This is a genomic window from Brucella pituitosa, from assembly GCF_003049685.1.
GTDB classification, from domain to species: domain Bacteria; phylum Pseudomonadota; class Alphaproteobacteria; order Rhizobiales; family Rhizobiaceae; genus Brucella; species Brucella pituitosa.
The window spans coordinates 512,739-537,751 of the sequence record NZ_PYSY02000001.1 but is presented as its reverse complement, the minus strand read 5'-3'; the positions used below and the strand labels follow the sequence as shown (position 1 = coordinate 537,751).

Here is a 25,013-nt window from a genome sequence, read left to right as displayed (position 1 = left end):
AAGCTTCCACCCAACATATGGGAGCTATGCAAGAAAAACGAACATGTCATGCTTTGATTTTCTGGTTAATTCGGTCTAGAGAGCAGCCATGACCAAAACGACCATCTACAAGATCGCCCCGCGCGATCTCTGGGCGCAGGCAGAAGAGGCTGGCATTTTTACCGGGACACCGGTTGATATTGCCGATGGCTATATCCATTTCTCCACCTATACACAGGTGCGCGAAACAGCCGCCAAACATTTTGCCGGGCAAACGGATCTGCTGCTGGTAAGCGTGGATGTGACTGCCTTAGGCGATGCACTGAAATATGAAGCCTCGCGCGGCGGGGCACTGTTTCCGCATCTTTATGCGACACTGCCAATGTCTGCAGTCACGAAAGTTGAGCCATTGCCGCTCGACAAAGATGGACTCCATATCTTTCCGGAGCTTGAGGATAAATGAGCGGGCTTTTTGAACTTATCGGGCGACGGGCATTGTTCTCGTTCGATGCCGAGCAGGCGCATGGTTTGTCCATTGCTGGTCTTAAAACCGGTATCGTCACATGCAACTGCCCCAATGACCCTGCACTTTCGGTCAAGATTGCGGGACTGCAATTCCCGAATCCGCTGGGCATGGCTGCGGGCTATGACAAGAATGCCGAAGTGCCGGACGCGCTTCTGAAAATCGGTTTTGGCTTCACAGAAGTCGGCACAATCACCCCGCGTCCACAAAGCGGCAATCCGCGTCCACGCATCTTCCGCCTGGTAGACGATCGCGGCGTCATCAACCGCCTTGGCTTCAACAATGAAGGTCATGATGCGGCTTTCAAGCGACTGTCCCAGCGTGCAGGCAAAAGTGGTATCGTCGGCGTCAATATCGGTGCCAATAAGGATACCGAAGATCGTATCGGTGATTATGTGGCCGGCATCCGTAAGTTCTATCAGCTTGCGCGCTATTTCACCGTCAACATTTCGTCGCCCAACACGCCGGGCCTGCGCAATCTTCAGTCGCGCGAGGCATTGCGAGAACTGCTTTCGCGCGTACTTGAAGCGCGTGACGAAGAAGGCAAGATGTGCACGCTGAAACGACCTGTCTTCCTCAAGATCGCGCCTGATCTTTCTGACGAAGAACTGGATGATATCGCGGCGGAAGCTAAAGCGCAGAAGCTCGACGGCATCATCGTTTCCAACACCACGCTTTCACGTACTGGCCTGAAAAGCACTGAGAACCGCGAAGAAACCGGTGGGCTTTCCGGCGCACCGCTTTTCGAGCGTTCGACCATCATTCTGGCCCGTATGCGCGAACGTGTCGGCCCTGACATGCCTCTGATCGGCGTGGGCGGCATCGACAGCACCGAAACAGCACTCACCAAGATCAAGGCTGGTGCCGATCTCGTGCAGCTTTATACTGGCATGATCTATCGCGGGCCGGGCCTCGCATCAGAAATCCTGCGCGGGCTTTCCAAAGCCGTACAAGCCGAGGGTGTGGCAAACATTGCCGCGCTGCGTGACCGCGACACGAAGGAATGGGCCGAACGCCGCCTGCCTGATTAAACTTTGCTTGAGCATGCTCCAAAAAACTCAGACCTGTATCTGCGCGGCAGCAATGTCAGAAGTGTTATACCTCGGATCGACAGAAACAGATTGATTGCCAGCCAAAGCCCGTGATTGCCCATCACGGGCTTTGCTGCATAAAGTACCGCCAGAAAAAATATCAGCGAGAAGAACATCATATTGCGCATGTCGCGCGACCATGTTGCACCGATATAGACGCCGTCCATATGAAAGGCGAGCAGGCCCGTGAGGCCCGTGAGTGCCGCCCACGGCAGATATTTGATCGCCTCATCACGCACGTCCGCAGCCTTTGACAGCAGGCCGATAATGGCATCACCAAACACCATCAGGATCAGTGCAATCGCACTGGCCATGACCAGCCCCCAGACAAAGGTCAGCTTGGCACCACGCACGAAAGCGGGGCTGTGACGTGCACCGACCGAACGCCCAACAATCTGCTCAACAGCTGCGGCCATTCCATCAAGGAAGAAACCGCAGATGAGGAAGAAATTCATCAGCACCGCATTTGCTGCAAGCGTCACAGGTCCAAGCTCCGAGCCAGCGCGTGTGAAGAAAGCAAACGCCGTCAAAAGCAGGATCGAGCGGATCATGATGTCGCGATTGAGCGCGATCATCCGCACAATGCCAGCCTTGTGCAGAATGTGCCTGATATCCGGATGGCGTCCCGTTTGCCTGTGGAAATGCCGCATAACAAGAAACAGCCCGACAATAGCGGCCACCGTTTCGCCGGTCACAGTTGCCCAGGCAACGCCTTCGACACCCCAACCCAGTTCCAGGCCGAGCACGATACAGAGTACAATATTGATGCCATTGATAAGCACCTGAAGGCTCAACCCGAGCACACCCTGCCCCCGGCCAAGCAGCAAACCAAGCACTGAATAATTGATCAGCGCGACAGGTGCCGACAACATGCGAATGGAAACATAGCTCACCATCGCTGCCTGTGTTGCGGGCGTTGGATGAATAAAATCAGATGCGATAGTGAGGACAAGCGGCAGGCTCAGGATCATCAGACAACCGGCAACGATTGCTATGATGATTGCGCGCCAGAAAATCGCCTGTTCTTCCGCCTTATCCTCCGCACCCATGGCTTGTGCCACAAGGCCGGTCGTACCGGAACGCAGGAAGCTGAACATCGTCAGCAGAAAATCGAAAACCAGCGCACCGATTGCCAGTCCGCCAATCAGTTCGGCCTGCCCCATCTGCCCGACCACGCCCATATCCACCAGCCCCAGCAGAGGCGTAGTGATAGCGGCCAGCGTCATCGGCACGGCGATCATCATCACCATGCGATTGGTCACTTCAAATGGTCTGGAAACGATGCCTTTTTCGTGCAGCATCTGATCCATGGCTGACCCCGACAACTGATTAGCAATAAGAGGAAGCTCTACTCTGGAATTTCCGGAAACGACAGAAAATTCGGCCACCGCATTGTCGCAGGTCTGACAGCATTATGTCAGTAGGTTAAAGCGTGTCGCTTTAACTGTTATTTTTAGCATGTCTCCCAAAACCGGTTCCCACTTTTGGGAGACGTGCTCTAAAGTCCAAGCATTATCGCCCAGTAAATGCGACGCGGATTATTTTCAGGCGTTGCCCAGGCAAGGCCGTAATGCTGAAAAGTCGGATCGAGCATGTTTTTGCGATGACCGGGCGATTTCATCCAGGCATCGAAGACGGTTTGTGTATTGGGCTGACCAGCGGCGACATTTTCCGCAGCGGGACCGCGAATGCCTGCCTGTTTCAGCCGTGACACGAACCCATTGCCCCAGCCAACCGAGTGGCCGATCTTGCCGTGGCTCGCCATACGCCTTGCCTGATAAAGCGCGGCCTGTTCGAGCTTGCTGTCAGTCGCCATCAACGACAGGCCGTTGGCCTTGCGGATTTGATTGAACAGTTCTGTCGGATCGACGTCTGCTGCGGCATCCGCAAAACCTGCAGGCAAGGCGGCGAAAGCCAGTGCACCACCGGCGAAGACCAAAAATCCACGCCGGGAAAGAATAAATGTGTCGTTCTGCTGCATTTGTCCGATTTCTGAGCGGTTCAAATTGAAGCATTGGTCGGCACAAAAATGCAGCGCAGTTTTGGCTCAAATGCTCTGATTATTTCCGGTAACTCAGGATACGGAGCAAAATAAAGGCAGGAATGACGACTGCCGCACCAAGAATGAGATAATCAGCAAAACCGGCAATTGCTGAGAAGCCCATATTCCACAGACGCAGCACGAAATCGCGGATGCCGTAAAGAATATCATACGGTGTCCAATGGAATGCGCTCATTACCACGCCAACCACAAGCGAGATCAGCACAAGCTTGATCAGTACACGCGCTGGCGTATCGCCAAGAAAACGGTTTACACCATCAGACATGCAAATCTCCTGCGTCAAAGCATGTCTCGGAAAAGTGGGAACCGGTTTTCCGCTAAGACATGTGTAAAAAGAACGAAAGCTTCATCTTCTGCCAGAGCGGCAGTTTCGTCGCGGAAAATAGGAGGTCGGTGCGGGATTCGCAAGTTATCTCGGGAATTCAGTGCTGTTTACGATATTCGCGCGGGGCTTTTTGCTTCTGCCTGATAAACGAACGGTTCATGCTGCGTGTATCGGTAAAGCCGCTGGCAACGGCCACTTCCAGAAGCGACAGCCCGGTTTCCGATAACAGTTCCCGCGCCTTCTTGACCCGCAACTCCTCGCGCACCTCAAATGCTGTTCGCCCTACTGCCATGCGGAAACCACGCTCCATCTGGCGTACAGAAATGCCGAGCTTGCGCGCCACATCGATCATCGGCACCGGCTCTTCCAGCGTTTCTTCGAAAATACGGATTGCCTTGCGGATCATCGGCGAGCGAACGCCATTGAAGCTGAGCGCTGGCTGCTCTGATCGCACCAGCTCATAGGGGATCATCAGGATGGACGCGCTTTTGCGCGCCAGTTCCTCCGAGATTTCATTCTGGATGATCGATAGAGACAAGGAGGCTGCGCCCAGCCCACCTGCGCAGGTATAGTGCCGACCGCTACGGTGAAAAAGGCTGGTCGTGTCAGCCGTATGGCCATCGAAAAGATCGACGAAATCGTCGCGGTGAAACCAACTGACACAGCAATTGCGATCATCCAGCAAGCCGCCCTCGGCCAGAAGGAACGCCGCCGTGCAAAGGCCTACTACCGTTTTGCCCCGTTTGTCGGCTCGTTTGATCAGATCAATCAGCGCCTGCTGACGCGGGCGATATTGTGCAAGCAAACCGCCAACCACAGCCACATAGTCACATTCATCAAGTTCGCCGATGGGAGCGGTCGGCTCAATGACCATGCCGGAACTGGACGTGACCGGATCGCCTGACAATGTGCAGATTTTCCACCCACACCGGATCTGACGGCTCTTGTCACGGTCATCGGCTGCCAGTCGAAACGGATCAAGAAACAGACTGAGTGCCGTCAGTGTAAAGCCCGGTAGCGCAACGATGCCCACCAATAGACGCTGCTTTGGCAGATCTACTGTGTTTTCCCGTACCTCGTCCTTCCCATGCTTCACTCTTCCGGTCTCCTCCACTTCATCCCTCGTTTATAAAAGCGGGATCAGGAAGAGTGCAATCACCGGAAATGCTTAGAGAGCTTGAGTTGCTGCGCCTGATAGTTCGATCCGAGATCAACGCCGTAGAGCGCCTTCGGGCGATTCAACATATGCTCATAAACAAGACGGCCGACAATCTGGCCATGTTCGAGAATGAACGGGACTTCATGACTGCGCACTTCCAGAACCGCACGGCTTCCGGTGCCACCAGCGGAGCTGTGACCGAAACCGGGATCAAAGAAGCCCGCATAATGCACACGGAATTCGCCGACCAGCGGGTCGAAAGGCGTCATTTCAGCTGCGAAAAGCGGCGGCACATGCACGGCTTCACGCGAAACCAGAATATAGAACTCATCAGGATCGAGCACGAGCTCTCGTGACCCGCGATCATAGATAGGCTCCCAGAAATCCAGCACGTCATGCGCGGCGCGCTTATCGACATCGACAACAGCCGTATGGTGCTTACCGCGATAGCCGATGAGCTTGTCTTCACCACCTGACAGATCGACCGAAAGTGCGATACCACCACCCGAAATATTCGGCATTTCAGAAGCGACCAGCGTTTCATTCTGATGAAGGGTCGCGAGTTCTGCTTCGCTCAGTTGCGCACGACCCTTGCGGAAACGGATTTGCGACAGGCGTGAACCGGTGCGGGCCACAATCGGGAAGGTACGCGGGCTGACTTCGAGATAAAGTGGACCTTTGTAACCAGCCGGAACCTTGTCGAACTCCTGCGCCCCGTCTGTGATGACGCGCGTGAAGATATCAAGACGACCGGTTGAACTCTTGGGATTGGCTGACGCTGACAGCTCTGGCGAAAGTGACAGGCTTTCGAGCAATGGCACAATGTAGACACAGCCGGTTTCAAGCACGGCACCAGCGGTCAGATCAATCTCGTGCAGCTTGAGGCGTTCGAGCTTGTCGATAACTGGTGTACCAGGGCCAGGCATGAAGGATGCACGCACACGATAGGCTTTCGCACCCAACCGCAGATCAAGGCTGGCAGGCTGAATCTGATCCACATCCAATGGACGCGCAGATTTGAGCAAACCGCTTTCAAACAGCGCAGCGATATCCGCATCTGCCAGAATTCCTGCATCCCTCTGCGTCATAACACTGAACTCCGTGACTTACTTAATTTTTGGTCTATGACCATTGACCGCTCCCGACACCAATGCCAACCCTGAAACCCCGCAGTTTGCGGGTTTTCCGCAGGAATCACAGCTATCAGAGCTTTGGCAGGCAGCGGTTTTCCTGAAAACTGATGTTCCAAGCATTGACGACCCCGGCCAAGAGGCATAAGGAAAAAGTGTTCCGTGGTGATTTGGCCGGCCGGCTTGCAGCCACGTTAAAGAATTCGCTAAATGAGGCCGCGGTTCGTTACCGGCCTTTTGCGTTTTCGCAAGGCCGGTTTTTTATTGGCCGCCGAGGCGCCTCCGTGCCCCGGCCGACCAGCTTTCGACAGGTTGGAAAAATGACGAATGAGACTACCCGCAAGTTCCGCCCGGCAACTCAACTCGTTCATGCAGGATCGCTGCGTTCGGGCTTTGCAGAGTTGTCTGAAGCCCTCTATCTGACGCAGGGCTTCCTCTACCCGACGGCAGAAGCCGCCGAAGCTCGCTTCACAGGCGAAGACCCGGGGTTCATCTATTCGCGTTATGCCAACCCAACCACCGACATGTTTGAAAAGCGCATGTGCGCACTTGAAGGTGCAGAAGATGCACGCGCCTTCACATCCGGCATGGCAGCGGTTGCTGCGTCCATTCTCTGTCAGGTACAGGCAGGCGAGCACGTCATCTGTGCACGCGCCGTCTTCGGATCGTCGCGCTATATTATTGAAACCCTGCTGCCACGCTATGGCGTGGAGTTTTCGATCATCGACGGTTCGAAGATTGAAAACTGGAAAGCTGCGGTTCGCCCGAATACCAAGGTGATGCTGCTCGAAAGCCCGTCGAACCCGACACTTGAGGTTATCGACATTGCGGCTGTAGCAGAAATTGCCAATGAGATCGGCGCAAAGCTCATCGTCGACAACGTGTTTGCAACGCCACTTTACCAGAAGCCGCTGGAACTCGGTGCGCATATCATCGTCTATTCCACAACCAAACACATCGACGGTCAGGGTCGCTGTCTTGGCGGCATCATCCTTTCCGATCAGGAATGGACCGAGGAAGTTCTGCAACCTTACTTCCGTCATACCGGTCCGGGCATGAGCCCATTCAACGCCTGGATCATGCTGAAAGGCCTTGAAACGCTTGGCGTTCGCGTGCGTCAGCAGACGCAGTCGGCTGCAGCCGTTGCCGATGCGCTTGCCGGTCAGGCAGGTGTGAAGCAGGTCATTTATCCCGGCCGCGCCGACCACCCGCAGGCCGACATCATCGCCAAGCAGATGACTGGCGGCTCGACGCTGATCGCGCTGGAACTCGAAGGCGGCAAGGAAGCGGCCTTCAAGTTTGAAAATGCGCTTCAGGTCTTCAGCATTTCCAACAATCTGGGTGATGCAAAGAGCATCATCACGCACCCCGCCACAACCACGCACCAGAGCCTCACCGATGAAGCCCGCGCAGAGCTTGGCATTTCTGACGGTATGCTGCGTATCTCGGTGGGCCTTGAGGATACGGACGATCTGGTTGAGGATGTCCTGGAAGCGCTAGAGCGCGTTTCGATCTGATTTAATCAGATCGGCGCTCTCTCTTCTTTTTTACCGCGCATCTTATCCGAAAACCGTTTCACACTTTTCGGGATGCGCTTAAAAGCGCCGCTCGTTAATACGATTGTACTAATCCAGCGTCTTTTGATCGCAAAATGATGCATAAACAACGCAATTGCCGGAACATTTCGGCAATTGCGGCATAATTGTCCGCTTCAAATCGTTGACCTCTCGCGCAACTTTGGCGATAGCTTTGTGAAGTGTGTTTGATGCGATTCAAAGGCGGGTGCGTATGTACAGAGCGGTAACGCGGGGTATCGAAGTAACGGCCGAGCCCTTTTATCTTGAAGATCAGTCTGAGCCTGAAGAAAACCGCTACGTCTGGGGTTACCGGATCACGATCGCCAATAATTCTTCCGATACCGTACAGTTGCGCTCGCGTTACTGGCAGATCACGGATGGGAATGGTCAGATAGAAGAAGTGCAGGGAGATGGCGTTATCGGCGATCAGCCAACGCTGAACCCCGGCGACTCCTATCAGTATTCTTCAGGCTGCCCACTCACCACCACATCCGGTGTGATGGTGGGGCGCTATCAGATGCAGGCTTCTGATGGAAAAGCTTTTGAAGTCGATATTCCGGCCTTCTCGCTCGATATTCCCGAAACACGCCGCACACTGAACTGAAAAAAGGCGCTTCAAAAGAAGCGCCTTTTTTCATCACTTCGCAAACTGCTCGGGATCGAACTCATAGGTCGTGGAGCAGAATTCGCATGTCACCGAAATCTTGCCGTCCTTAACGCTGTCCTGAATTTCTTCAGCCGAGAAATTATTGAACACGCCTTCGATCTTATCTCGCGAGCATGAGCAATCATCCTCAACGCGGATCGCTTCATAGATGCGCACGCCACGCTCGTGGAACAGACGATAGAGCAAGCGCTCTGAACCGACCTGCGGATCGGTCAGTTCGGAGCTTTCGATCGTTCCGACCAGCGAACGCGCTTCATCCCAGCCGTCGTCTTCAGGACCGAGAATAGCGGTGTTCTCGTCACCATCACCACCCGGAAGGTCCGGCATGCGCGAGCGTATTTCGGATTCTGGCAGAAACTGAATCATCAGACCACCAGCGCGCCAACGCTCGACCAGTTTGCCATCGCTACCCCGTTCGACAAGCTTCGCAACGCTCAGCTTCATGTCGGTTGCAATCTGTTCGGACTGACGGAAATAGGTACGTGCAATTTCTTCCAGCGTCGATCCATCAAGCGCAACAATGCCCTGATAGCGTTGTGTATGCGCGCCCTGATCGACCGTGAAGGCAAGCGTGCCACGACCGAGCAGCTCTTCAGGACGAGTTTTGCCTGTGCTCACGGCTTCCCTGACGCGTTCGGCATCAAAGCGTGCATAGGCGCGCACGGAACGCGGCGTGCGGAAATCGACGACCAGCATATCGACAGGACCATCGGACTGGGTCTGGAAGATAAACTTGCCGTCGAATTTCAAAGACGTGCCAAGAAGAACAGTCAGAACCGTTGCTTCGGCCAGAAGGCGGGCGACATGTTCCGGATAGTCGTGGCGTTTCAGAATAGCGTCAATGCTGCCGCCCAATTGTACGGCGCGACCACGCACGTCGAGCCCCTCCACCTGGAAGGGCACAACGGCATCGTCGCCGGCGAAGTCGAGGTCTTCCAGAGCGATCTGGATGTCTTCGACTTCGATTTGCTCATTGCTGATCTTGTCAGACAAATTATGCTCCCAATCAGCTGTTTTGCAGGCACCATGCCAGAATGGCCTTCTGGGCGTGGAGCCTGTTTTCAGCTTCATCGAATACGACCGATTGTGGGCCGTCGATCACTTCGTCGGTCACTTCCTCACCGCGATGCGCGGGCAGGCAGTGCATGAAAAGCGCCTTAGGGTCAGCATTAGCCATCAGACGTGCATTGACCTGATAGGGCATGAAAACATTATGGCCACGGGCATGATCTTCCTGCCCCATCGAAACCCATGTGTCGGTGACGATGCAATCCGCACCGCTTACCGCCTTGTCCGGGTCCGCTGTGGACATGATGTTCGCGCCGTTTGCCTTTGCCCAATCGATATATTGCTGCTTCGGCTCGCTGCCTTCCGGCGTTGCGATATTGACGTTGAAATCAAAACGCGCCGCAGCTTCCACAAGCGAATGAAGAACGTTGTTACCGTCCCCCATCCAGGCAAAGGTCTTGCCTTTGATCGAGCCGCGATGTTCCTCATATGTAAGAACGTCAGCCATGATCTGACAAGGGTGTGTGTCATCGGTCAGTGCATTAATTACAGGAACGGTCGCATATTCGGCCAATTCCAGCATACGATCATGCGATGTTGTGCGGATCATGATCGCATCCACATAGCGCGAAAGCACCTTTGCGGTGTCTGCAATGGTCTCGCTGCGGCCGAGCTGCATTTCCGAACCCGTGAGCATGATCGTCTCACCACCAAGCTGGCGCATGCCTACATCAAACGAGACGCGGGTACGTGTGGACGGCTTCTCGAAAATCATTGCCAGCACCTTGCCGGCAAAAGGCTTTTCGATTTCGCCAGCCTTCAGCCGAGCCTTGCGCGCCTTGGCATCTTCCATAATGGCGCGGAGTTCACCGGCTGGTACGGTTGAAAGGTCGATGAAGTGCTTGATACCGTTATTGTTCGCCATAATCTCACGCCGTCTTGCTGGTCGGATTTGCGATTGCAAGCCGCTCTACGGCCATCTCAATACGCTTCAATGCTTCACGAGCCTCTTCAGGCGTCGTGACCAGTGGCGGAAGAAGTCGGATGACGTTGTCACCAGCGCCGACGCTCAGGAAATGCTCGTCGCGCAGAGCCTGAATAAGCGTCACGTTTGGCACAACGCATTTGATGCCCATCAGAAGGCCGCGGCCACGGACTTCAGACACGACACTGGGATAGCGATCAATAATCGATGCAAGACCCTGCTTCATGGTCAATGCTGTTTCCTGCACGTTTTCGAGGAAGCCGTCAGCCAACACCACATCAAGCACGGCATTGCCCACAGCCATGGCCAGCGGGTTGCCGCCATAGGTGGTGCCATGCACGCCAGCGGTCATGCCCTTGGCTGCTTCAGCCGTTGCAAGACAGGCGCCCATAGGGAAGCCGCCGCCGATACCCTTGGCGACTGCCATAATGTCCGGCGTGATGCCCGACCATTCATGGGCAAACAGTTTGCCGGTACGGCCAACGCCAGTCTGCACTTCGTCAAGGATCAGAAGAAGGCCCTTGTCGTCGCAGATCTTGCGAATAAGACGCATGAATTCTTCCGGGAAGCCGCGCAGACCGCCTTCGCCCTGCACAGGCTCAAGCAGAATAGCAGCCGTTTCATCGGTGATTGCAGCACGCAGCGCTGCTTCATCGCCAAATGGCACCTGATCGAAGCCGTCGACCTTCGGGCCGAACCCTTCGAGATACTTGGCCTGACCACCAGCAGCAATCGTTGCCAATGTGCGACCGTGGAATGCCCCTTCAAAGGTGATGATGCGGAAGCGCTCAGGATTGCTGTTGACATAATGATAACGGCGCGCGGTCTTGATCGCGCATTCCAGAGCCTCGGCACCGGAATTGGTAAAGAACACTTTATCAGCGAAAGTCGCCTCAACCAGACGACGACCGAGCTTCTCCTGTCCCGGAACCTCGTAGAGATTGGACAGATGCCACAGCTTGTCAGCCTGATCTTTGAGTGTATTGACCAGATGCGGATGGGAATGGCCCAGCGAATTGACTGCAATGCCTGCAGCAAAATCAAGATAACGGTCGCCGCCTTCGGTAATCAGCCAGATGCCCTCACCTCGCTCGAAGCGCAGAACCGCACGATTATAGGTGTCGTAGAGCGGTTGCACAGTCGTAACGTCGGTCATTGCAGTCAGGCCTCCATAAGCCTTGTAAATGCAGCGCCTCCGGCCAAGCCGGTCAGGCAGCGTTTCCCATTGTGTTGATGTCCCGCACATGAACGCAATCGTTCGCAGGCGGGTCGGGGATCACATGTCTTTGCATGATCCTCCCGGCGGAAATAAAAAACCGCCCTCAGGGCGGCAATATTTAATCCCGCGCGTATATTGGCGTTCACAAAAAAAATGTCAATCAAAGCCCACCCGGATAATCATGCATCTTTATGCATGAGTTCATGCGGGAAGCTCACATTATAAAGAGCGGGATTAAGATGGCACCTATGCAGTCGGAGGGGTGGCATTTTGCAGATCGGGTCGATATATAGACACCAGATGTTCTCCCTGACGGGATGTCACCCTGAAAAGCTGCTGCAAAATACGCGCAACTGACTCAGAAAAACCGTCTTTTGCACCCAAGTTGGGGAAAACCATAAAAATGGAATCCGCCTGACAGGGCTATCCCTTGTCATGGAGTCGTTGATTAATGTAGTTTCTATTCAAAGCAAAAAACTACATTTCGTGCGACGGACCTAGTCACCCGGATAGATATAGTGTTTGTGCCTGGAGCAATCCGGGAGCACTGGCGGATTCCGGATAACGAAAACTGATTGGAGCCCAGGGCGATGAACTGGACAGATGAGCGCGTCGAACTGCTGAAGAAATTATGGAACGAGGGCTTGAGCGCAAGCCAGATCGCAGCACAGCTTGGCGGCGTGAGCCGCAATGCAGTGATCGGCAAAGTGCATCGTTTGAAGCTTTCGGGCCGTGGCAAAACCACCACGGCTGCTCCGCGCAGTAAAAAAGTCAATACTGTTGCGGCCACTCCACGTCCTACTGCAACCCAGACGAATGGCGGCATCAGCCGCCCTCAGGCGACAACGACCATCCGCACTGCAACCGTTACACAAACCGTCGGTGCAACCGCACTTCAGATGGAATATGTGGCCGACGCAGTGACTGAACGGGTCGTAAGACCAGCCTCGGACGTTGTTGTACCTATTTCCCGCAAGCTGACCTTGCTGCAGCTTAGCGAACGCACCTGCAAGTGGCCAATCGGCGATCCGCTCAATGAAGATTTCCACTTCTGCGGCAGTGAATCCGGTGAATCCAGCCCCTATTGCGGATATCATTCGAAACTGGCTTTCCAGCCAACGGCAGAACGTCGCCGGGCACGCTGAACGACGATAAGCCAAATCGCAAAAATCTAAGCCCCGGAGCGGAAACGCTGCCGGGGCTTTCGTTTGCAGCAGTCTTGTTCTTCGAGCACATCCCAAAGAGTGTAAAAACAAATAACGAGCGCGCCGATCTGACCCACCCCGAAATCGTTCCGGGATGATCTCTTAGAGCACCGATCCGATGGAAACAGATCGGTGCTCTAAGTATTTGTTTCGTCGCATTATCCTGCGCAAAACCGCTTCGCACTTTTGCTGGAAATGCTCTAACTCAAGCCCGCTTGGGCAGGCGCACCAGAAAGGTTGAACCTTCGCCCAGCTGCGAACGCACAACCAGTCGCCCGCGATGGCGCGCCAGAATGTGCTTGACGATCGCAAGCCCCAACCCTGTTCCCTTTTGCGCACGGCTGGTTTCAACATCGATACGATAGAAGCGCTCTGTGAGACGTGGCAGATGTTCAGCGGCAATACCCGGACCAAAATCCTGTATGGAAGCCACAGCCTCGGATGCACCGCCATTGTTCTCTTCGTCCAATTTCAGAATAACGCGCTTACCGCCCTGCCCATATTTACAGGCATTCTCAACCAGATTCTGGAACACCTGAATCAGTTCATCGCGCGTCCCCGTCACGTTGACCGGATGATCCGGCAAATGGCGTTCAATCGTGACATCCAACCCCGCGGCCAGCGGGCTTAGCGTATCTGCCACATGATTGAGCACAGCCGTCATATCCACGCATTCATTCACAGCCAGATGGGCACGCATTTCAAGGCGTGACAACGACAGGAGATCATCTATCAGGCGCGACATGCGCTCAGCCTGTTTCTGCATGATGACGAGAAACCTGTCACGCGCTGCTGCATCGTTGCGCGCAGGTCCCTGCAGCGTTTCGATAAAGCCCAGCAGTGAGGCAAGCGGGGTGCGCAGTTCGTGACTGGCATTGGCAATGAAGTCCGAACGCATACGGTCAATGCGCCGTGTTTCGCTCTGATCGCGGAAAAGAAGAACAAACAGCTCTGGCTTGCCGTCAGCATCACGCAGCGCCTTGACCATCGCCTTATACCAGCGATCAATCGGCACGCGCTCAAAATAGTCGATGCTGCGCGGTTCGCCGTCTGCAATCACCCCCTGGATGAGCGCATGCATTTCCGGCGCACGAAAACGCAGATAAAGGCCCGTGTCCTTTTCAAGAGATTGAAATGCATCAAGAGCGGCGGCATTGGTAAAAAGCACAGTTCCACGCTGATCGAAAACGATCATCGGATCGGTTAACAGCTCTGCCAGCCGTTCGCCCGAAACATCAGCCATTTCATTGGTTGAATGCACGCCCTGCGGCTTATCCTCGATGGCATCTTCGCGCGTCGCACTGGCAACCCAGATAGCCCCTATGATGATCAGAACCATCAAAGCGATACGGAACCATAACGGCAATTCCAGCACCATGATGCAGACTACCAGTACTATGCTGGCAATGAGCACGCCTTTGACCCTGAGAAGCGGAGCGAAGAGGGGTTCCTCTGGCTCGGAACCGGGCGAAGGCTGGTTGCTGTTTTCACTCATTCTGACATCTCTCACTTATTGCACCGCGCAAGCAATTTACCCTGGAACGCGTTTCGATCTGATTGAATCAGATCGGCGCTCTAACTATTTGTTTTCACGCACGTCGTTAACGAAGAACCGGCCCCCCATTTTTCCGTGACATGCTTTAGCCAAGTCATTGTCCCAAAAGCGAGTAAGCGATCCTTTACGCGGCTTATAAACAGCCCATATCATGCATAATGCGATATGGGCACTTTTCGTAGCGTGCCTCTCTATAAACCAAAGGAGCTTGCCGTGGGTGACAGTTCAAAGACAGCTAACAAAAAGAAAACAGAAAAGGACAATTCGAAATCCACTGACAAGCCCTTGAAGATCAAAATCGATGGCGATACCCACAAGTTCGATATCAATGATCCGAAGCTTCCAGATTGGATAGATGACCGGGCTCTGCAGTCCGGCGGCTATCCCTATGCTGAAAAGATGAAAACGAAGGAATATGAGGAAACGCTGGAGCGTCTTCAGATCGAACTCGTCAAGATGCAGTACTGGTTGCAAAGCACAGGTGGGCGCGTAATTTCAGTGTTTGAAGGACGCGATGCCGCCGGCAAAGGCGGTACGATCTTCACAATCCGTCAATTCATGAACCCACGTACTGCACGCAACGTCGCGCTGCCCAAGCCAACTGAAACCGAACGTGGCCAATGGTATTTCCAGCGCTATGTGCAGCTTTTCCCAACGACCGGCGAATTCGTCACCTTCGACCGCTCCTGGTATAACCGTGCCGGTGTTGAGCGCGTCATGCAATTCTGCACGCCAGAGCAAATTGAGACATTCCTGACGGAAACCCCGGATTTCGAGCGAATGATTGTCACTGATGGCATTCACCTGTTTAAGTTCTGGCTCGATATTGGTCAGGAAATGCAGCTCAAACGCTTCCATGAACGCCGCCACAGCCCGCTCAAGAACTGGAAGTTCTCGCCCATGGATGTGGCAGGCATTTCACGCTGGGACGATTATTCCACTGCTTTGCATACAATGCTGGAACGCACTGATACAGGCTATGCGCCATGGACAATCATCCGCTCCAATGACAAGCGACGCGCCAGACTTGCTGCAATCCGGCGCGTTTTGCTGAGCTTGCCCTATGAAGGACGTGATCTGGAAGCCATTGGCCCCGAAGATCAATCCATTATCGGGCGTGGGGCCGAGTTCCTCGCATCTAAAACACCCACCCCTTCATCCTCCAACAAATAGAACACACTTGGCTGGTGCGGAGTTTTCTCCCAGAGATGCGGCTTTCGCACCAGCTGCCAAAGCGCACGCCAGGCTGAAATGGAGATCAGGACCCAATAGGCAGGAATAGCCAGAATATAAGCGTAACCACCCAGTTCCGTCGGTTCCATCGTTTTGGAACCAAGCACGTAAAAGCTCAGATAAGCCAGCATGATATTGACGAGATCAATGCGCAACAGCCACAGATTTTCCGAGCCAAGCGGTCCGACGAGCATCATAGCGACAAGTACAGCCACCGTCATAAGCATGAATGGATGCAAAAGCGCTGAACCGATAATACCGAGCGTATAAATCTGGTTGACCACGAACCGCCACCAGCCGAGCTCACGCCAGGTCATGTAGGGGTTTCGGCCATGCACAAGCCACGTCTGCATCCACCCCTTGATCCAGCGCGTCCGCTGTTTGTGCCAGACGGAATAATCCACCGGCGCATCCTCAACCGTGCCGCGGGTGATAACATCAATGCCATAGCCAAAGCGGGCGAGCCGCATACCAAGATCGGCATCCTCCGTCACATTATACGCGTCCCATCCGCCAACCTGATCGAGACAGGAGCGGCGAAAATGATTGGAGGTGCCGCCTAACGGAATGACAAGCCCCTGCGAGGCGAGCCATGGCAGCAGGCCCCGGAACAGGGTCGCATATTCGAATGCGAACATACGCGTGAGCAAATTCTGCCGAAAATTTCCAATAATGAGCGGTGCCTGAACGCAAGCGAGTTGCTTGCCTCCCCGCTGAAATGCCTGCCATGCCTCAAGCAACTGGTCAGGATGCGGGCGGTCCTCTGCGTCAAAAACCGCAACTATTTCTCCGCGCGCAAACTGAAGCGCGTAGTTCAATGCCTTAGGCTTGGTGCGCGGCCCGCCCGAGGGCACGAGAACCAGTTCATAATTGGAAGGCAGCGTCCTTCCTCTGATCTCAGCAATCGTATCGAAATCGTCTTTCTCACACACAAGCTTGATATCCAGCTTGCTGCGCGGCCAGTTGAGCCGCTCAAGCGAGGCCAGCAACTGCCCGACCACGGCCTGCTCGCGATAGAGAGGCACCAGAACTGAGTAGACTGGCAAGTCACGTCGCTTGAAAGACATAATCTCGGGAAAACGCAAACGTCGGCTGCCAATGGCTGCAAAAAGACGAATAAGCACACAACCGAAAAAGAACAATGTCAGACACACATGTAAGGCCAGAATGGTTTCTGTCGGCCAGTTCACGATACTGGCGATAAATGCATAGAGCCCCATCGCTATGATGAATGCCTGAGGTGTCTCAAGAACACGGGACGCAGAAAAAAGCTGCGGCGTCATCGCATGCGCTCGCGCAATGAGATCTTTCTGATGACGCTGCCGCAAAATTCTCTTTATGAATGAGGGCGTGCAAATCCTGATCCGATCCCGCAGGTCCGGCGACTGACAAATATGATCCCGCAATTTCGCGATGCGATTTTCAGTTGGTGCCAGATAAAGATAGGAAGTGCCGTCTCGGCCGAGCACCATCAACTGGCCAGGCTCAGTGAAAATGGCCGATGTCTCTTCGCCCGTGACAAAGACCCGGGACGATAGAACCTCTTCTGTAAATGTCAGTTCAAGATAATCGGCTATCGCTTCGAAAAGCAGTGCTTCTGAAACACCCTGCTGATGTGCAACTTCATCGCAGAAACTTGTCCCGTTTATGATAGCCGCTTCATATGCCTGCTTCAGGCAATCACGCGGCACGCCACGGCGCTCCAATCTGGCGGATATGGCAGTGCATATCCCCAGATCGAACGCAATCGATCCATTACTCATAGTACCCCCGCACTACTACTGGATTATTTTCAATTATTACTAATATTAAATTCAATTCATGATGTGGTTTATTTACAATGCTAATTTATGTATTTATTAAATAATCCCACATATAGATATTTATTTCATTCTATTTAAAATAGAAACAGAATTATTCACTTCAAATAGAAGTTATTTTATTTTTACGTCCTGTTGGGCCAACCCATTCAAAATCATTGCATATTTTCCCACACAGGCTCTATTAACGTGAAATTATAAGATATTGCTTAGACAAAGCACCGATGAAACGGCACCTTTTGAGCATAGCGGTTGCAGCTTGTTGGCTTTTGAACAGCCTTCCCGCCGACGCACAATCCGCACCCAAGGCACCTGACTTCTTCAATCAGAAGGAAAGGCTGGCGTTGCCGTCTCTCCAGGGCCTCAGCAGGCTTCGCTTTGTAACGACGCTCGACTTTCCACCCTTTAATGCACTGAACGAGGCTGGGCAGCTTTCCGGTTATAATGTTGATCTCGCCAAAGCGCTTTGCAATCAGATGGGATTGAGTGACATCTGCCAGATTGAAGCTGTGCCTTGGAACGAGCTTGAAGCCAGGCTTGAAAGCGGAGATGCCGACGCCATCATTGCAGGCTTCAGTGCCAATCCACAAAACCGCGAGAAATTTGTCTTCACCCGCGCTTATATGCGTCTTCCTGCCCGCTTCGCTACAATGAAAGCAAACCGTTTCTCTGAGCCCGCTTCTATCGCTGTACGCGGCAAGAATGTCGGCGTCATTGCAGGAACGGCACACGAGCAGCTTCTAAAAGCTTATTTCCCGCAAGCCCTCGCCAAACCTTATCCCGATCGCGCAGCACTACTGACCGCATTGCAAAAAAGCGAAGTGGATGCAGCATTCGATGACGGAATGGCTCTATCGTTCTGGCTGGAGAGTGATCAGGCCAATGATTGCTGCAGCTTTGTCGATGGGCCTTATCTTGCGCCGCAATACCTTGGCCCCGGTTTAAGTATAGCTGTAGCACCTAAAAATGCAGCGCTAGCGAGCGCTTTCAACAGCGCACTTCAATCACTGCAACAGCAGGGAAAACTCACAGAGCTTTATCTGCGCTATTTTCCGAACAGCTTTTATTAGAGCAGTCTCAACAGCTCGGGCTTAATTGGAACCGCTCTCCCCGACACGCGCCGAATGCGCCGTTCAGCAGCTAACTTAAATTAAGCTGATTGATCCGGAAATGCGCCATTGCCAAAGCCAAGCCTGTTCGAACACGAGCCAATTTCGTGCCATTTTGTCGCACCAAAGCGTGCGCCACAAACTGAGTTTTCAGTGATTTTTGAAACTTCCGATTATTCGATACTTACAGTACGTAAGTAAAATTATTTGAAATCAGAATATTGTGTGGGATTTGTTGAAAATATTCGGTGCACTTACGCTCGCACCCTCGTAACTTTCGTGTCGCTTTTATCATATTTCGTCAATAAATCCAGCCGTTTATTTGAGCTTGAAGATTTCTTCTTTTAATCGATAATCAAAATCGAGGAGAAGGAGGAATTATACATGTACCAAGGCATTAGCACTCATTGGCACAAGACTCCTGCACAGACCCAAAGGTCACCGAATGAAGCAACCTACGTGTTCTTCGGTATCTTTCTGGCGTGCCTGACAGTTCCTGCGGCAATCATTCTTTGGGCAATCGCTCAAAGCATAATGACGCATTTCTAGAAAAGTCAGGCGATCTCGCTGTATATTGCCGAGACGTCAAGCAACGGTCGTTGATGTGAGTGTATGGAGAGCGTGACGAGAAGGCGCGAGCGGCGCCTGGGGAGGCTTGCTCATAAATATGACCCAACATGTGCAGGTGTCATTAAATCCATCGCATGTTGTCTGCAGTTTAACAAAAAGCCCGCCAATTGGCGGGTTTTCCTTTTTCGGTCCTGAGCGCCACACACAGCCTACTGCATAATTCCTTAAGCGTGACCAGCTTAGAGCGCATCCCGAAAAGTGTGAAACGGTTTTCGGAAAAGATACGCGTTAGAACAAACGGTTAGAGCGGCCTTTGTGCGCCCGATAGGGCGCACATTACTCTTATAGGCTGCGCGAGGACACCGGATCAGTGAGCAGGGCCATTTCCCTCGTCCGGAGCAGTCTGCGCCGGAGCTGGGGTGGCAGCCACATCGTCGGGACGCTTCTTAGGCGGCTTGCGAGCGATCAGGCTGTAGAACATCGGGATGAAGAAGGTTGCGATAAAGGTCGCAGCCAACATACCACCGATAACGCCTGTACCGATCGAGTGACGGCTTGCCGAGCCTGCGCCCGAGCTGATTGCCAGCGGAACCACACCAAGGATGAACGCCAGCGACGTCATCACAATCGGGCGGAAACGCAGACGCGCAGCTTCAGCAGCAGCCTCAATAGCCGACTTGCCCTCTTCACGTTGCAATACCGCGAACTCCACGATCAGGATCGCGTTTTTCGCCGCAAGACCTATCAGCGTCACCATACCAATCTGGAAGTAAACGTCATTGGTAAGACCACGCAGATCGGTCGCAAGAAGCGCACCGAAGATAGCGAAGGGCACAGCTGTAATAACCGCCAGCGGAAGGCTCCAGCGCTCATACTGGGCGGCGAGGATCAGAAACACCATGATCAAACCGAAGATCATAGCCTGATTGCCACTGCCGCTCGTCGAGACTTCCTGATAGGCAGAGCCCGTCCAGGCAATCTGGTAACCCTGCGGAAGCACTTCAGCCGCAACTTCCTGCATCGCCTTGATAGAGTCACCTGACGTGTAACCCGGCGCTGGATTACCGGTGACCTTTGCAGCATTGAACGCATTGAATCGTTCGAGCTGATCAGGACCGACGACGCGCTTTACCGTCACCAATGCGCTGAGCGGGATCATGCTGCCAGAGTCGGCGCGCACAAACACATGCTTCAAATCGCTCGGATCACGGCGGAACTCAGCCTCCGACTGCAAGTTGACCTGATAGTTTCGGCCATAAAGCGTAAAGTCGTTGACATAAACGCTACCGAAGGTCGCCTGCATCGCGGTGAATACCGAGTTGATCGGCACACCCATCGCCTTGGCTTTTTCGCGGTCGAGCTGAATGTCATATTGCGGCACATTCGGATCGAATGTTGTACGTACGCCTGTCAGTTCCGGGCGCTTGGCTGCGGCGTCTGTCAAAAGCTTGGTCGCATTGGTCAGCGATTCAACACCACCACCCGTACGATCCTGTACGTAGAGTTCAAAACCGCCCGTCGTGCTCAGTCCCATGATCGGAGGTGGATTGAATGCCAGAACCAGACCGTCCTGAATGCCCGCATTCATACCCATGATAGCACCGGGCAGATTACGCGCATCGACATCAGGTGTCGTGCGTTCTTTCCAGTCCTTGAGCATGATGAACATCGTACCGGCACTGGTCTTCAGACCACCCGAGAGCAGATCGAAGCCGGAGACTTCAAACACGCTTTCGACAGCAGGATGCTTGCGAATATTGCTGCTGGCCTCATGAAGAACTGCCGTCGTGCGTTCCAGCGATGCCGCTGGCGGCAGGATGGCCACACTGAACAGGAAGCCCTGATCTTCATCCGGCAGAAGCGAGCTCGGCACTTTCTCAAAGAGATAATATGTAGCGCCCAACAGACCTGCGAAAATAAGCAAACCGATGGAAGCACGTTTCAGGAAGAAGCGCACACCACTGGTATAGCCGCGCGTCAAACGATCAAAGAAGCGATTGAAGATGCGGAACGGCAGCATAGGCTCATGATGGCCTGGCTTAAGGATCAGCGCGCACAATGCAGGTGTGAGCGTCAAAGCCACAATACCGGAAATCGTCACCGAAATCGCGATCGTAACAGCGAACTGCTTATACATTTCGCCGACCAGACCGCCCATGAAGGCGACCGGAATAAACACGGCGCAAAGCACGAGAACAATCGCGATAACAGGCCCCGTCACCTCGCTCATTGCCTTGATGGCAGCTTCACGCGGCGGCAGTTTTTCCGTCGTCATGATACGTTCGACGTTTTCCAGCACCACGATGGCGTCGTCCACGACGATACCGATGGCGAGAACCAGACCGAACAATGTCAGCAGGTTAATGGAGAAGCCAAGCACATACATGCCCGCAAATGTACCGATGATCGAGATTGGAACCGCGATAACCGGGATCAGTGTCGCACGCCAGTTCTGAAGGAAGATAAAGACCACCAGAACCACGAGGATAATCGCCTCGATGAAAGTATGGACCACTTCCTCGACGGAGACCTTAATGAACTTGGTCGTATCGAATGGAACCGAATAGTCGATGCCTTCAGGGAAGCTCGTCTTCAACTCCGCCATGCGGTTCTGAATGAGTTCCATCGTATTGAGCGCGTTGGCACCCGGCTGCAGATAGATCGCAATCGGAACCGCGGGTGTGCCATTGAGAGCACTGTCGACGAGATAGCTCTCTGTCCCCAGTTCTACGCGCGCGACATCCTTGAGCCGAAGCGTTGCAGCATTCTTGTCAGAACGCAGAATGATATTCTCGAATGCCGATGCATCTGGCAGACGGCCCTGCGTTGTCGCAGTATAGGTGAATGGTCCCGCCTGCGGGTCAGGCTGATCGCCAAAACGACCCGCTGCAAACTGTGCGTTCTGCTCCTGAATAGCCGTCTGAACGTCCGAAGGCGTCAGATTATATTGTGCAAGCTTATCAGGACGCAGCCAGACACGCATCGAATAATCGATATTGCCGAGAAGCTGAACGTCACCCACGCCCGTAAGACGCTTGAGATCGTCAATGACGTTCAGAAGCGCATAGTTACCGACATAAGTACGGTCGTAACGGTCGGTGGTCGAGAACATCGCCACCATGCCGAGAATCGTGCTCGAACGTTTGTCGACGGTAACGCCGAGACGCTGCACTTCCTGCGGCAGGGATGAAGTCGCACGCTGCACACGGTTGTTAACGTTGATGGTCGCCTGATCCGGATCGGTACCCAGAGCAAAGGTCACGGTCAGCTGCATGGTGCCGCTGCCAAGGCTCGAGGACTGCATATAGAGCATGTTCTCGACGCCATTGATCTGCTGCTCAAGCGGCGCCGCAACGGTCTGCGTCACCGTTTCCGCGCTTGCGCCCGGATAGGTCGCACTGACGACCACCTGTGGCGGCGTCAGCTCAGGATATTGTGCGATAGGCAGGATCCGCATCGAGATGAGGCCTGCCAGCACAATGACGATAGAGATAACCGCCGCGAAAACCGGGCGGTCGACGAAGAATCTATTCATTTCTTGTCTGCCGCCTGTTCTTTACCAGCCTCTGCTCCTGCATCGCCTGCAGCCTTCTCAGCCGAAGCGTCAACCGGCTTAACCGTCTTGCCTGGAGCAGCTTTAATCACGCCTTCGGTGATGATGCGGTCGCCAGCCTGCAAGCCGTCGCTTACGAGCCATGCGTCCGTCAGTTCACGCGAAATCGTAACGGGGCGAACTTCCGCAACGTTGTCCTTGTTCACAACATAGACGAACTGCCCCTGCGGGCTCTGCATCAATGCTGCTTTTGGAACCAGAATTGCATTGTCGATGGTAACGCCAAGAATAGCTGCACGCACAAACTGGCCAGGGATCAGACGCTGATCAGGATTTTCCACGACAGCGCGCGCGCCCAGTGTACCAGTTTCGGTATCGAGCGATGAAGACGTGAAGTCGATAGTGCCTTCATGATCATAAGCCTGTCCGTCACCAAACAGAATCTTGATGCGCAGACGATCGGCGTCCTGACCCGTCGCGCCCCTAGCCTCGCGCAGCTTGCGGATTTCCGCAGCTTCCGTGTCGGTGAAGGAGAAATTGATGTAGACCGGATTGATCTGGGTGATCGAGGTCAACAGACTCGATGTCGAATCTGTACCGATAAGGCTGCCTTCAGAAACCTGTTCAAGGCTGGTGATGCCGCTGATCGGCGCAGTGACTTTGGTATAGCTCAGATTGAGTTCTGCCGTCCGCAACTGTGCTTTGGTGGCTGCAACAGCGGCCTTGTTAAGATCGCGGGTTGCAAAAGCAGTATCGCGGGCAGCCGCACTTTGCACCTTTTGCTGAACGAGCTGTTCGGCACGTTCTGCATCGCGGATCGACTGCTGATACTGAGCTTCAGCCTGAGCGACCTGTGCCTGCGCACGAGCCAGTTCCGCCTCATACGGCGCCGGATCGATCTCAAAAAGCACGTCGCCAGCTTTGACTACAGTGCCTTCTACGAAATTGCGGTGCAGAAGAATGCCGCCGACACGAGCGCGCACCTGAACATCACGATATGCACTCACCCGAGCTGCATATTCGTAAGGGACGGAAACGTTCTGCGCCTTGATTTCTGTAACAGTGACTGGAGGGGGCGGTGGCGTAGCGCCTCCCGGAGCCTGCGCGAATGCAGACTGTCCTGCAATGATGAAAAATGCGGCTCCCGCCGCAAAAAGCCGAATAGAACGGTTCATGGTCATAATGGGAGTTGCCCTTGATGTCGCACGGTGCGGCCGAATAAACATACACGAATGTTTGTAAATACGAATTACCGTGTTATAGTCAATCACCTAATGTTACATATCACGAATGAGTTATCCCAATTTTAAAGTAAAAACCTGAAGAGGTTTTGGAAACTTTTCACTTTGGAATATCGAAAGAACCCGAATGCGCAGGACCAAAGCCGAGGCCGCGGAAACACGCGACGCCATTCTCACGGCCGCCGAGCATGTCTTTCTGGAACGCGGCGTAACTCAGTCTACATTAATGGAAATCGCAAGCCATGCCGGTGTGACACGGGGTGCGATCTATTTTCATTTTCACGACAAACTCGACGTTTTTCAAGCGCTCATCAGCCGTACTCGTTTTCCACACGAAGAGATTATGCTACAGGCGGCGGCCTGTGACCACCCCAATCCTCTCTATGTCCTTGAACAATCGATCCTAACGGCGATGGAACTCTTCATTACCAATGAACGTCAGCAGAATGTTTTCACGATCATTCACCAGCGCTGCGAGTATGTTGGTGAGAACGCCCCGGTCGTTGAACATCTGAATGAAGCACGCACCAATGTGCTGTCTCTTTTCATAGGGCTGCTTGAAGTCGCAGAACGTCGCGGAGAACTTTCCAGAGAATGGACATCTTATACAGCAGCACAAATTCTGCTTGCTGTTCTGGGCGGGCTGCTCAATGAGTGGCTCAGAAGCGAGCGTAGCTTCGATCTTGTCGGTTCAGGCAGCAAGGCTATCAAAACAATGATACAGTCTATGCGCAGCGAACAATTCGCCGTTAGCTAGTGTCCGCCTGATATCGTAACGGGACCGCCTTATCACCGATACAGAGCGTTTGCCGCGTGCGGATGCGCCCAACCCACAAAGTTAGGAAAGACGATCAACAGCATTTTAATTTACGCTTACGTCAATGTAACTCTTGCGATTACGACGAAAGTCGCCCACATTAATTTCTGAGGAGCACGCCTGTCAGTCTTTCTGAATCAGGCAGCATTGGGAGAAGGGTGGCGGCTTGCTACTCAAACAAAGGA

20 protein-coding genes and 1 riboswitch are annotated in these 25,013 nt (G+C 53.7%); of the genes, 8 read left to right on the top strand and 12 right to left on the bottom strand.

What is annotated here, in order from left to right:
- Positions 1–88: 88 nt before the first annotated feature.
- Both C9380_RS02550 and C9380_RS02545 read left to right on the top strand, forming a co-directional pair.
- A complete protein-coding gene (locus C9380_RS02550) occupies positions 89–442 on the top strand; it encodes a DUF952 domain-containing protein (RefSeq protein ID WP_128092931.1) in 354 nt (117 codons plus the stop codon).
- A complete protein-coding gene (locus tag C9380_RS02545; protein WP_128092930.1) occupies positions 439–1,533 on the top strand; it encodes a quinone-dependent dihydroorotate dehydrogenase in 1,095 nt (364 codons plus the stop codon). Before C9380_RS02550 ends, C9380_RS02545 begins: the two co-directional genes overlap by 4 nt.
- Here C9380_RS02545 and C9380_RS02540 read toward each other — a convergent pair.
- The 5 genes from C9380_RS02540 to C9380_RS02520 form a co-directional block, all read right to left on the bottom strand.
- Complete coding sequence (locus tag C9380_RS02540) at positions 1,530–2,903, bottom strand: MATE family efflux transporter (RefSeq protein ID WP_024897806.1); 1,374 nt, start codon at positions 2,901–2,903, stop codon at positions 1,530–1,532. The genes C9380_RS02545 and C9380_RS02540 overlap by 4 nt on opposite strands.
- Positions 2,904–3,091: 188 nt before the next feature.
- Positions 3,092–3,574: a CAP domain-containing protein gene (locus tag C9380_RS02535; RefSeq protein WP_128092929.1), complete on the bottom strand. Its 483-nt coding sequence runs from the start codon at positions 3,572–3,574 to the stop codon at positions 3,092–3,094.
- 79 nt (positions 3,575–3,653) lie between these two features.
- The gene (locus C9380_RS02530; protein WP_007873508.1) at positions 3,654–3,920 is read right to left on the bottom strand and encodes a DUF6460 domain-containing protein; all 267 of its coding nucleotides are present in this window, start codon (positions 3,918–3,920) and stop codon (positions 3,654–3,656) included.
- Between the two features lie 157 nt (positions 3,921–4,077).
- Entirely contained in the window at positions 4,078–5,094 is a 1,017-nt protein-coding gene (locus C9380_RS02525; protein WP_024897808.1) for a GlxA family transcriptional regulator, read from the bottom strand.
- A gap of 41 nt (positions 5,095–5,135) precedes the next feature.
- On the bottom strand, positions 5,136–6,227 hold the full coding sequence (locus C9380_RS02520; RefSeq protein WP_024897809.1) for a 2'-deoxycytidine 5'-triphosphate deaminase: 1,092 nt from the start codon (positions 6,225–6,227) through the stop codon (positions 5,136–5,138).
- Between the two features lie 194 nt (positions 6,228–6,421).
- A riboswitch (SAM riboswitch) is annotated at positions 6,422–6,501 on the top strand.
- 88 nt (positions 6,502–6,589) lie between these two features.
- Here C9380_RS02520 and C9380_RS02515 point away from each other — a divergent pair.
- Together C9380_RS02515 and apaG are read left to right on the top strand one after the other, a co-directional pair.
- The gene (locus tag C9380_RS02515) at positions 6,590–7,786 is read left to right on the top strand and encodes an O-succinylhomoserine sulfhydrylase (protein ID WP_105705379.1); all 1,197 of its coding nucleotides are present in this window, start codon (positions 6,590–6,592) and stop codon (positions 7,784–7,786) included.
- Positions 7,787–8,057: 271 nt separating this feature from the next.
- Positions 8,058–8,450, top strand: coding sequence for a Co2+/Mg2+ efflux facilitator ApaG/CorD (gene apaG / locus C9380_RS02510; protein WP_024897811.1), 393 nt, complete (start codon positions 8,058–8,060; stop codon positions 8,448–8,450).
- Between the two features lie 33 nt (positions 8,451–8,483).
- Here the strand turns inward: apaG and C9380_RS02505 are convergent, their stop codons facing one another.
- From C9380_RS02505 to C9380_RS02495, 3 genes are read right to left on the bottom strand one after another with little or no spacing between them, the layout of a single operon-like run.
- Positions 8,484–9,506: an Hsp33 family molecular chaperone gene (locus tag C9380_RS02505; protein ID WP_024897812.1), complete on the bottom strand. Its 1,023-nt coding sequence runs from the start codon at positions 9,504–9,506 to the stop codon at positions 8,484–8,486.
- Positions 9,507–9,519: 13 nt separating this feature from the next.
- Complete coding sequence (gene argF / locus C9380_RS02500; RefSeq protein WP_036567367.1) at positions 9,520–10,446, bottom strand: ornithine carbamoyltransferase; 927 nt, start codon at positions 10,444–10,446, stop codon at positions 9,520–9,522.
- A 4-nt stretch (positions 10,447–10,450) separates the two neighbouring features.
- Positions 10,451–11,662, bottom strand: a complete 1,212-nt coding sequence (locus tag C9380_RS02495) for an aspartate aminotransferase family protein (protein ID WP_128092928.1) — start codon at positions 11,660–11,662, stop codon at positions 10,451–10,453.
- A gap of 653 nt (positions 11,663–12,315) precedes the next feature.
- Between C9380_RS02495 and C9380_RS02490 the strand changes: the two genes are divergently transcribed.
- A complete protein-coding gene (locus C9380_RS02490) occupies positions 12,316–12,870 on the top strand; it encodes a GcrA family cell cycle regulator (RefSeq protein WP_128092927.1) in 555 nt (184 codons plus the stop codon).
- Between the two features lie 265 nt (positions 12,871–13,135).
- On the opposite strand, the gene C9380_RS02485 is transcribed toward C9380_RS02490, so the two are convergent.
- Positions 13,136–14,425: an ATP-binding protein gene (locus tag C9380_RS02485; RefSeq protein WP_024897815.1), complete on the bottom strand. Its 1,290-nt coding sequence runs from the start codon at positions 14,423–14,425 to the stop codon at positions 13,136–13,138.
- A gap of 273 nt (positions 14,426–14,698) precedes the next feature.
- Here C9380_RS02485 and ppk2 point away from each other — a divergent pair, with 273 nt between their 5' ends.
- The gene (gene ppk2, locus C9380_RS02480) at positions 14,699–15,658 is read left to right on the top strand and encodes a polyphosphate kinase 2 (RefSeq protein WP_024897816.1); all 960 of its coding nucleotides are present in this window, start codon (positions 14,699–14,701) and stop codon (positions 15,656–15,658) included.
- On the opposite strand, the gene C9380_RS02475 is transcribed toward ppk2, so the two are convergent.
- Positions 15,586–17,481 carry a glycosyltransferase family 2 protein gene (locus C9380_RS02475; RefSeq protein ID WP_128092926.1) on the bottom strand — a complete coding sequence of 632 codons (1,896 nt, stop codon included), beginning with the start codon at positions 17,479–17,481 and terminating at the stop codon, positions 15,586–15,588. The two genes, ppk2 and C9380_RS02475, sit on opposite strands and share 73 nt — an antisense overlap.
- A gap of 281 nt (positions 17,482–17,762) precedes the next feature.
- On the opposite strand from C9380_RS02475, the gene C9380_RS02470 reads away from it, so the two are divergent.
- The gene (locus C9380_RS02470) at positions 17,763–18,608 is read left to right on the top strand and encodes a transporter substrate-binding domain-containing protein (protein ID WP_111786829.1); all 846 of its coding nucleotides are present in this window, start codon (positions 17,763–17,765) and stop codon (positions 18,606–18,608) included.
- A 976-nt stretch (positions 18,609–19,584) separates the two neighbouring features.
- On the opposite strand, the gene C9380_RS02465 is transcribed toward C9380_RS02470, so the two are convergent.
- Together C9380_RS02465 and C9380_RS02460 are read right to left on the bottom strand one after the other, a co-directional pair.
- Positions 19,585–22,752, bottom strand: a complete 3,168-nt coding sequence (locus C9380_RS02465) for an efflux RND transporter permease subunit (protein WP_128092925.1) — start codon at positions 22,750–22,752, stop codon at positions 19,585–19,587.
- Positions 22,749–23,951, bottom strand: a complete 1,203-nt coding sequence (locus C9380_RS02460; protein ID WP_024897820.1) for an efflux RND transporter periplasmic adaptor subunit — start codon at positions 23,949–23,951, stop codon at positions 22,749–22,751. The genes C9380_RS02465 and C9380_RS02460 overlap by 4 nt, the downstream gene beginning before the upstream one ends.
- Positions 23,952–24,138: 187 nt before the next feature.
- Here C9380_RS02460 and C9380_RS02455 point away from each other — a divergent pair, with 187 nt between their 5' ends.
- Entirely contained in the window at positions 24,139–24,768 is a 630-nt protein-coding gene (locus C9380_RS02455; protein ID WP_024897821.1) for a TetR family transcriptional regulator, read from the top strand.
- The last annotated feature ends 245 nt before the right edge of the window (positions 24,769–25,013 follow it).

What these genes read in the sequence shown, in the direction of transcription:
- C9380_RS02550 (WP_128092931.1), top strand. Translation starts at nt 89, where the DNA reads ATGACCAAAACGACCATCTACAAGATCGCCCCGCGCGATCTCTGGGCG.
- C9380_RS02545 (WP_128092930.1), top strand. Translation starts at nt 439, where the DNA reads ATGAGCGGGCTTTTTGAACTTATCGGGCGACGGGCATTGTTCTCGTTC.
- C9380_RS02540 (WP_024897806.1), bottom strand. Translation starts at nt 2,903, where the DNA reads ATGGATCAGATGCTGCACGAAAAAGGCATCGTTTCCAGACCATTTGAA.
- C9380_RS02535 (WP_128092929.1), bottom strand. Translation starts at nt 3,574, where the DNA reads ATGCAGCAGAACGACACATTTATTCTTTCCCGGCGTGGATTTTTGGTC.
- C9380_RS02530 (WP_007873508.1), bottom strand. Translation starts at nt 3,920, where the DNA reads ATGTCTGATGGTGTAAACCGTTTTCTTGGCGATACGCCAGCGCGTGTA.
- C9380_RS02520 (WP_024897809.1), bottom strand. Translation starts at nt 6,227, where the DNA reads ATGACGCAGAGGGATGCAGGAATTCTGGCAGATGCGGATATCGCTGCG.
- C9380_RS02515 (WP_105705379.1), top strand. Translation starts at nt 6,590, where the DNA reads ATGACGAATGAGACTACCCGCAAGTTCCGCCCGGCAACTCAACTCGTT.
- apaG (WP_024897811.1), top strand. Translation starts at nt 8,058, where the DNA reads ATGTACAGAGCGGTAACGCGGGGTATCGAAGTAACGGCCGAGCCCTTT.
- argF (WP_036567367.1), bottom strand. Translation starts at nt 10,446, where the DNA reads ATGGCGAACAATAACGGTATCAAGCACTTCATCGACCTTTCAACCGTA.
- C9380_RS02495 (WP_128092928.1), bottom strand. Translation starts at nt 11,662, where the DNA reads ATGACCGACGTTACGACTGTGCAACCGCTCTACGACACCTATAATCGT.
- C9380_RS02490 (WP_128092927.1), top strand. Translation starts at nt 12,316, where the DNA reads ATGAACTGGACAGATGAGCGCGTCGAACTGCTGAAGAAATTATGGAAC.
- C9380_RS02485 (WP_024897815.1), bottom strand. Translation starts at nt 14,425, where the DNA reads ATGAGTGAAAACAGCAACCAGCCTTCGCCCGGTTCCGAGCCAGAGGAA.
- C9380_RS02475 (WP_128092926.1), bottom strand. Translation starts at nt 17,481, where the DNA reads ATGAGTAATGGATCGATTGCGTTCGATCTGGGGATATGCACTGCCATA.
- C9380_RS02470 (WP_111786829.1), top strand. Translation starts at nt 17,763, where the DNA reads ATGAAACGGCACCTTTTGAGCATAGCGGTTGCAGCTTGTTGGCTTTTG.
- C9380_RS02465 (WP_128092925.1), bottom strand. Translation starts at nt 22,752, where the DNA reads ATGAATAGATTCTTCGTCGACCGCCCGGTTTTCGCGGCGGTTATCTCT.
- C9380_RS02460 (WP_024897820.1), bottom strand. Translation starts at nt 23,951, where the DNA reads ATGACCATGAACCGTTCTATTCGGCTTTTTGCGGCGGGAGCCGCATTT.
- C9380_RS02455 (WP_024897821.1), top strand. Translation starts at nt 24,139, where the DNA reads ATGCGCAGGACCAAAGCCGAGGCCGCGGAAACACGCGACGCCATTCTC.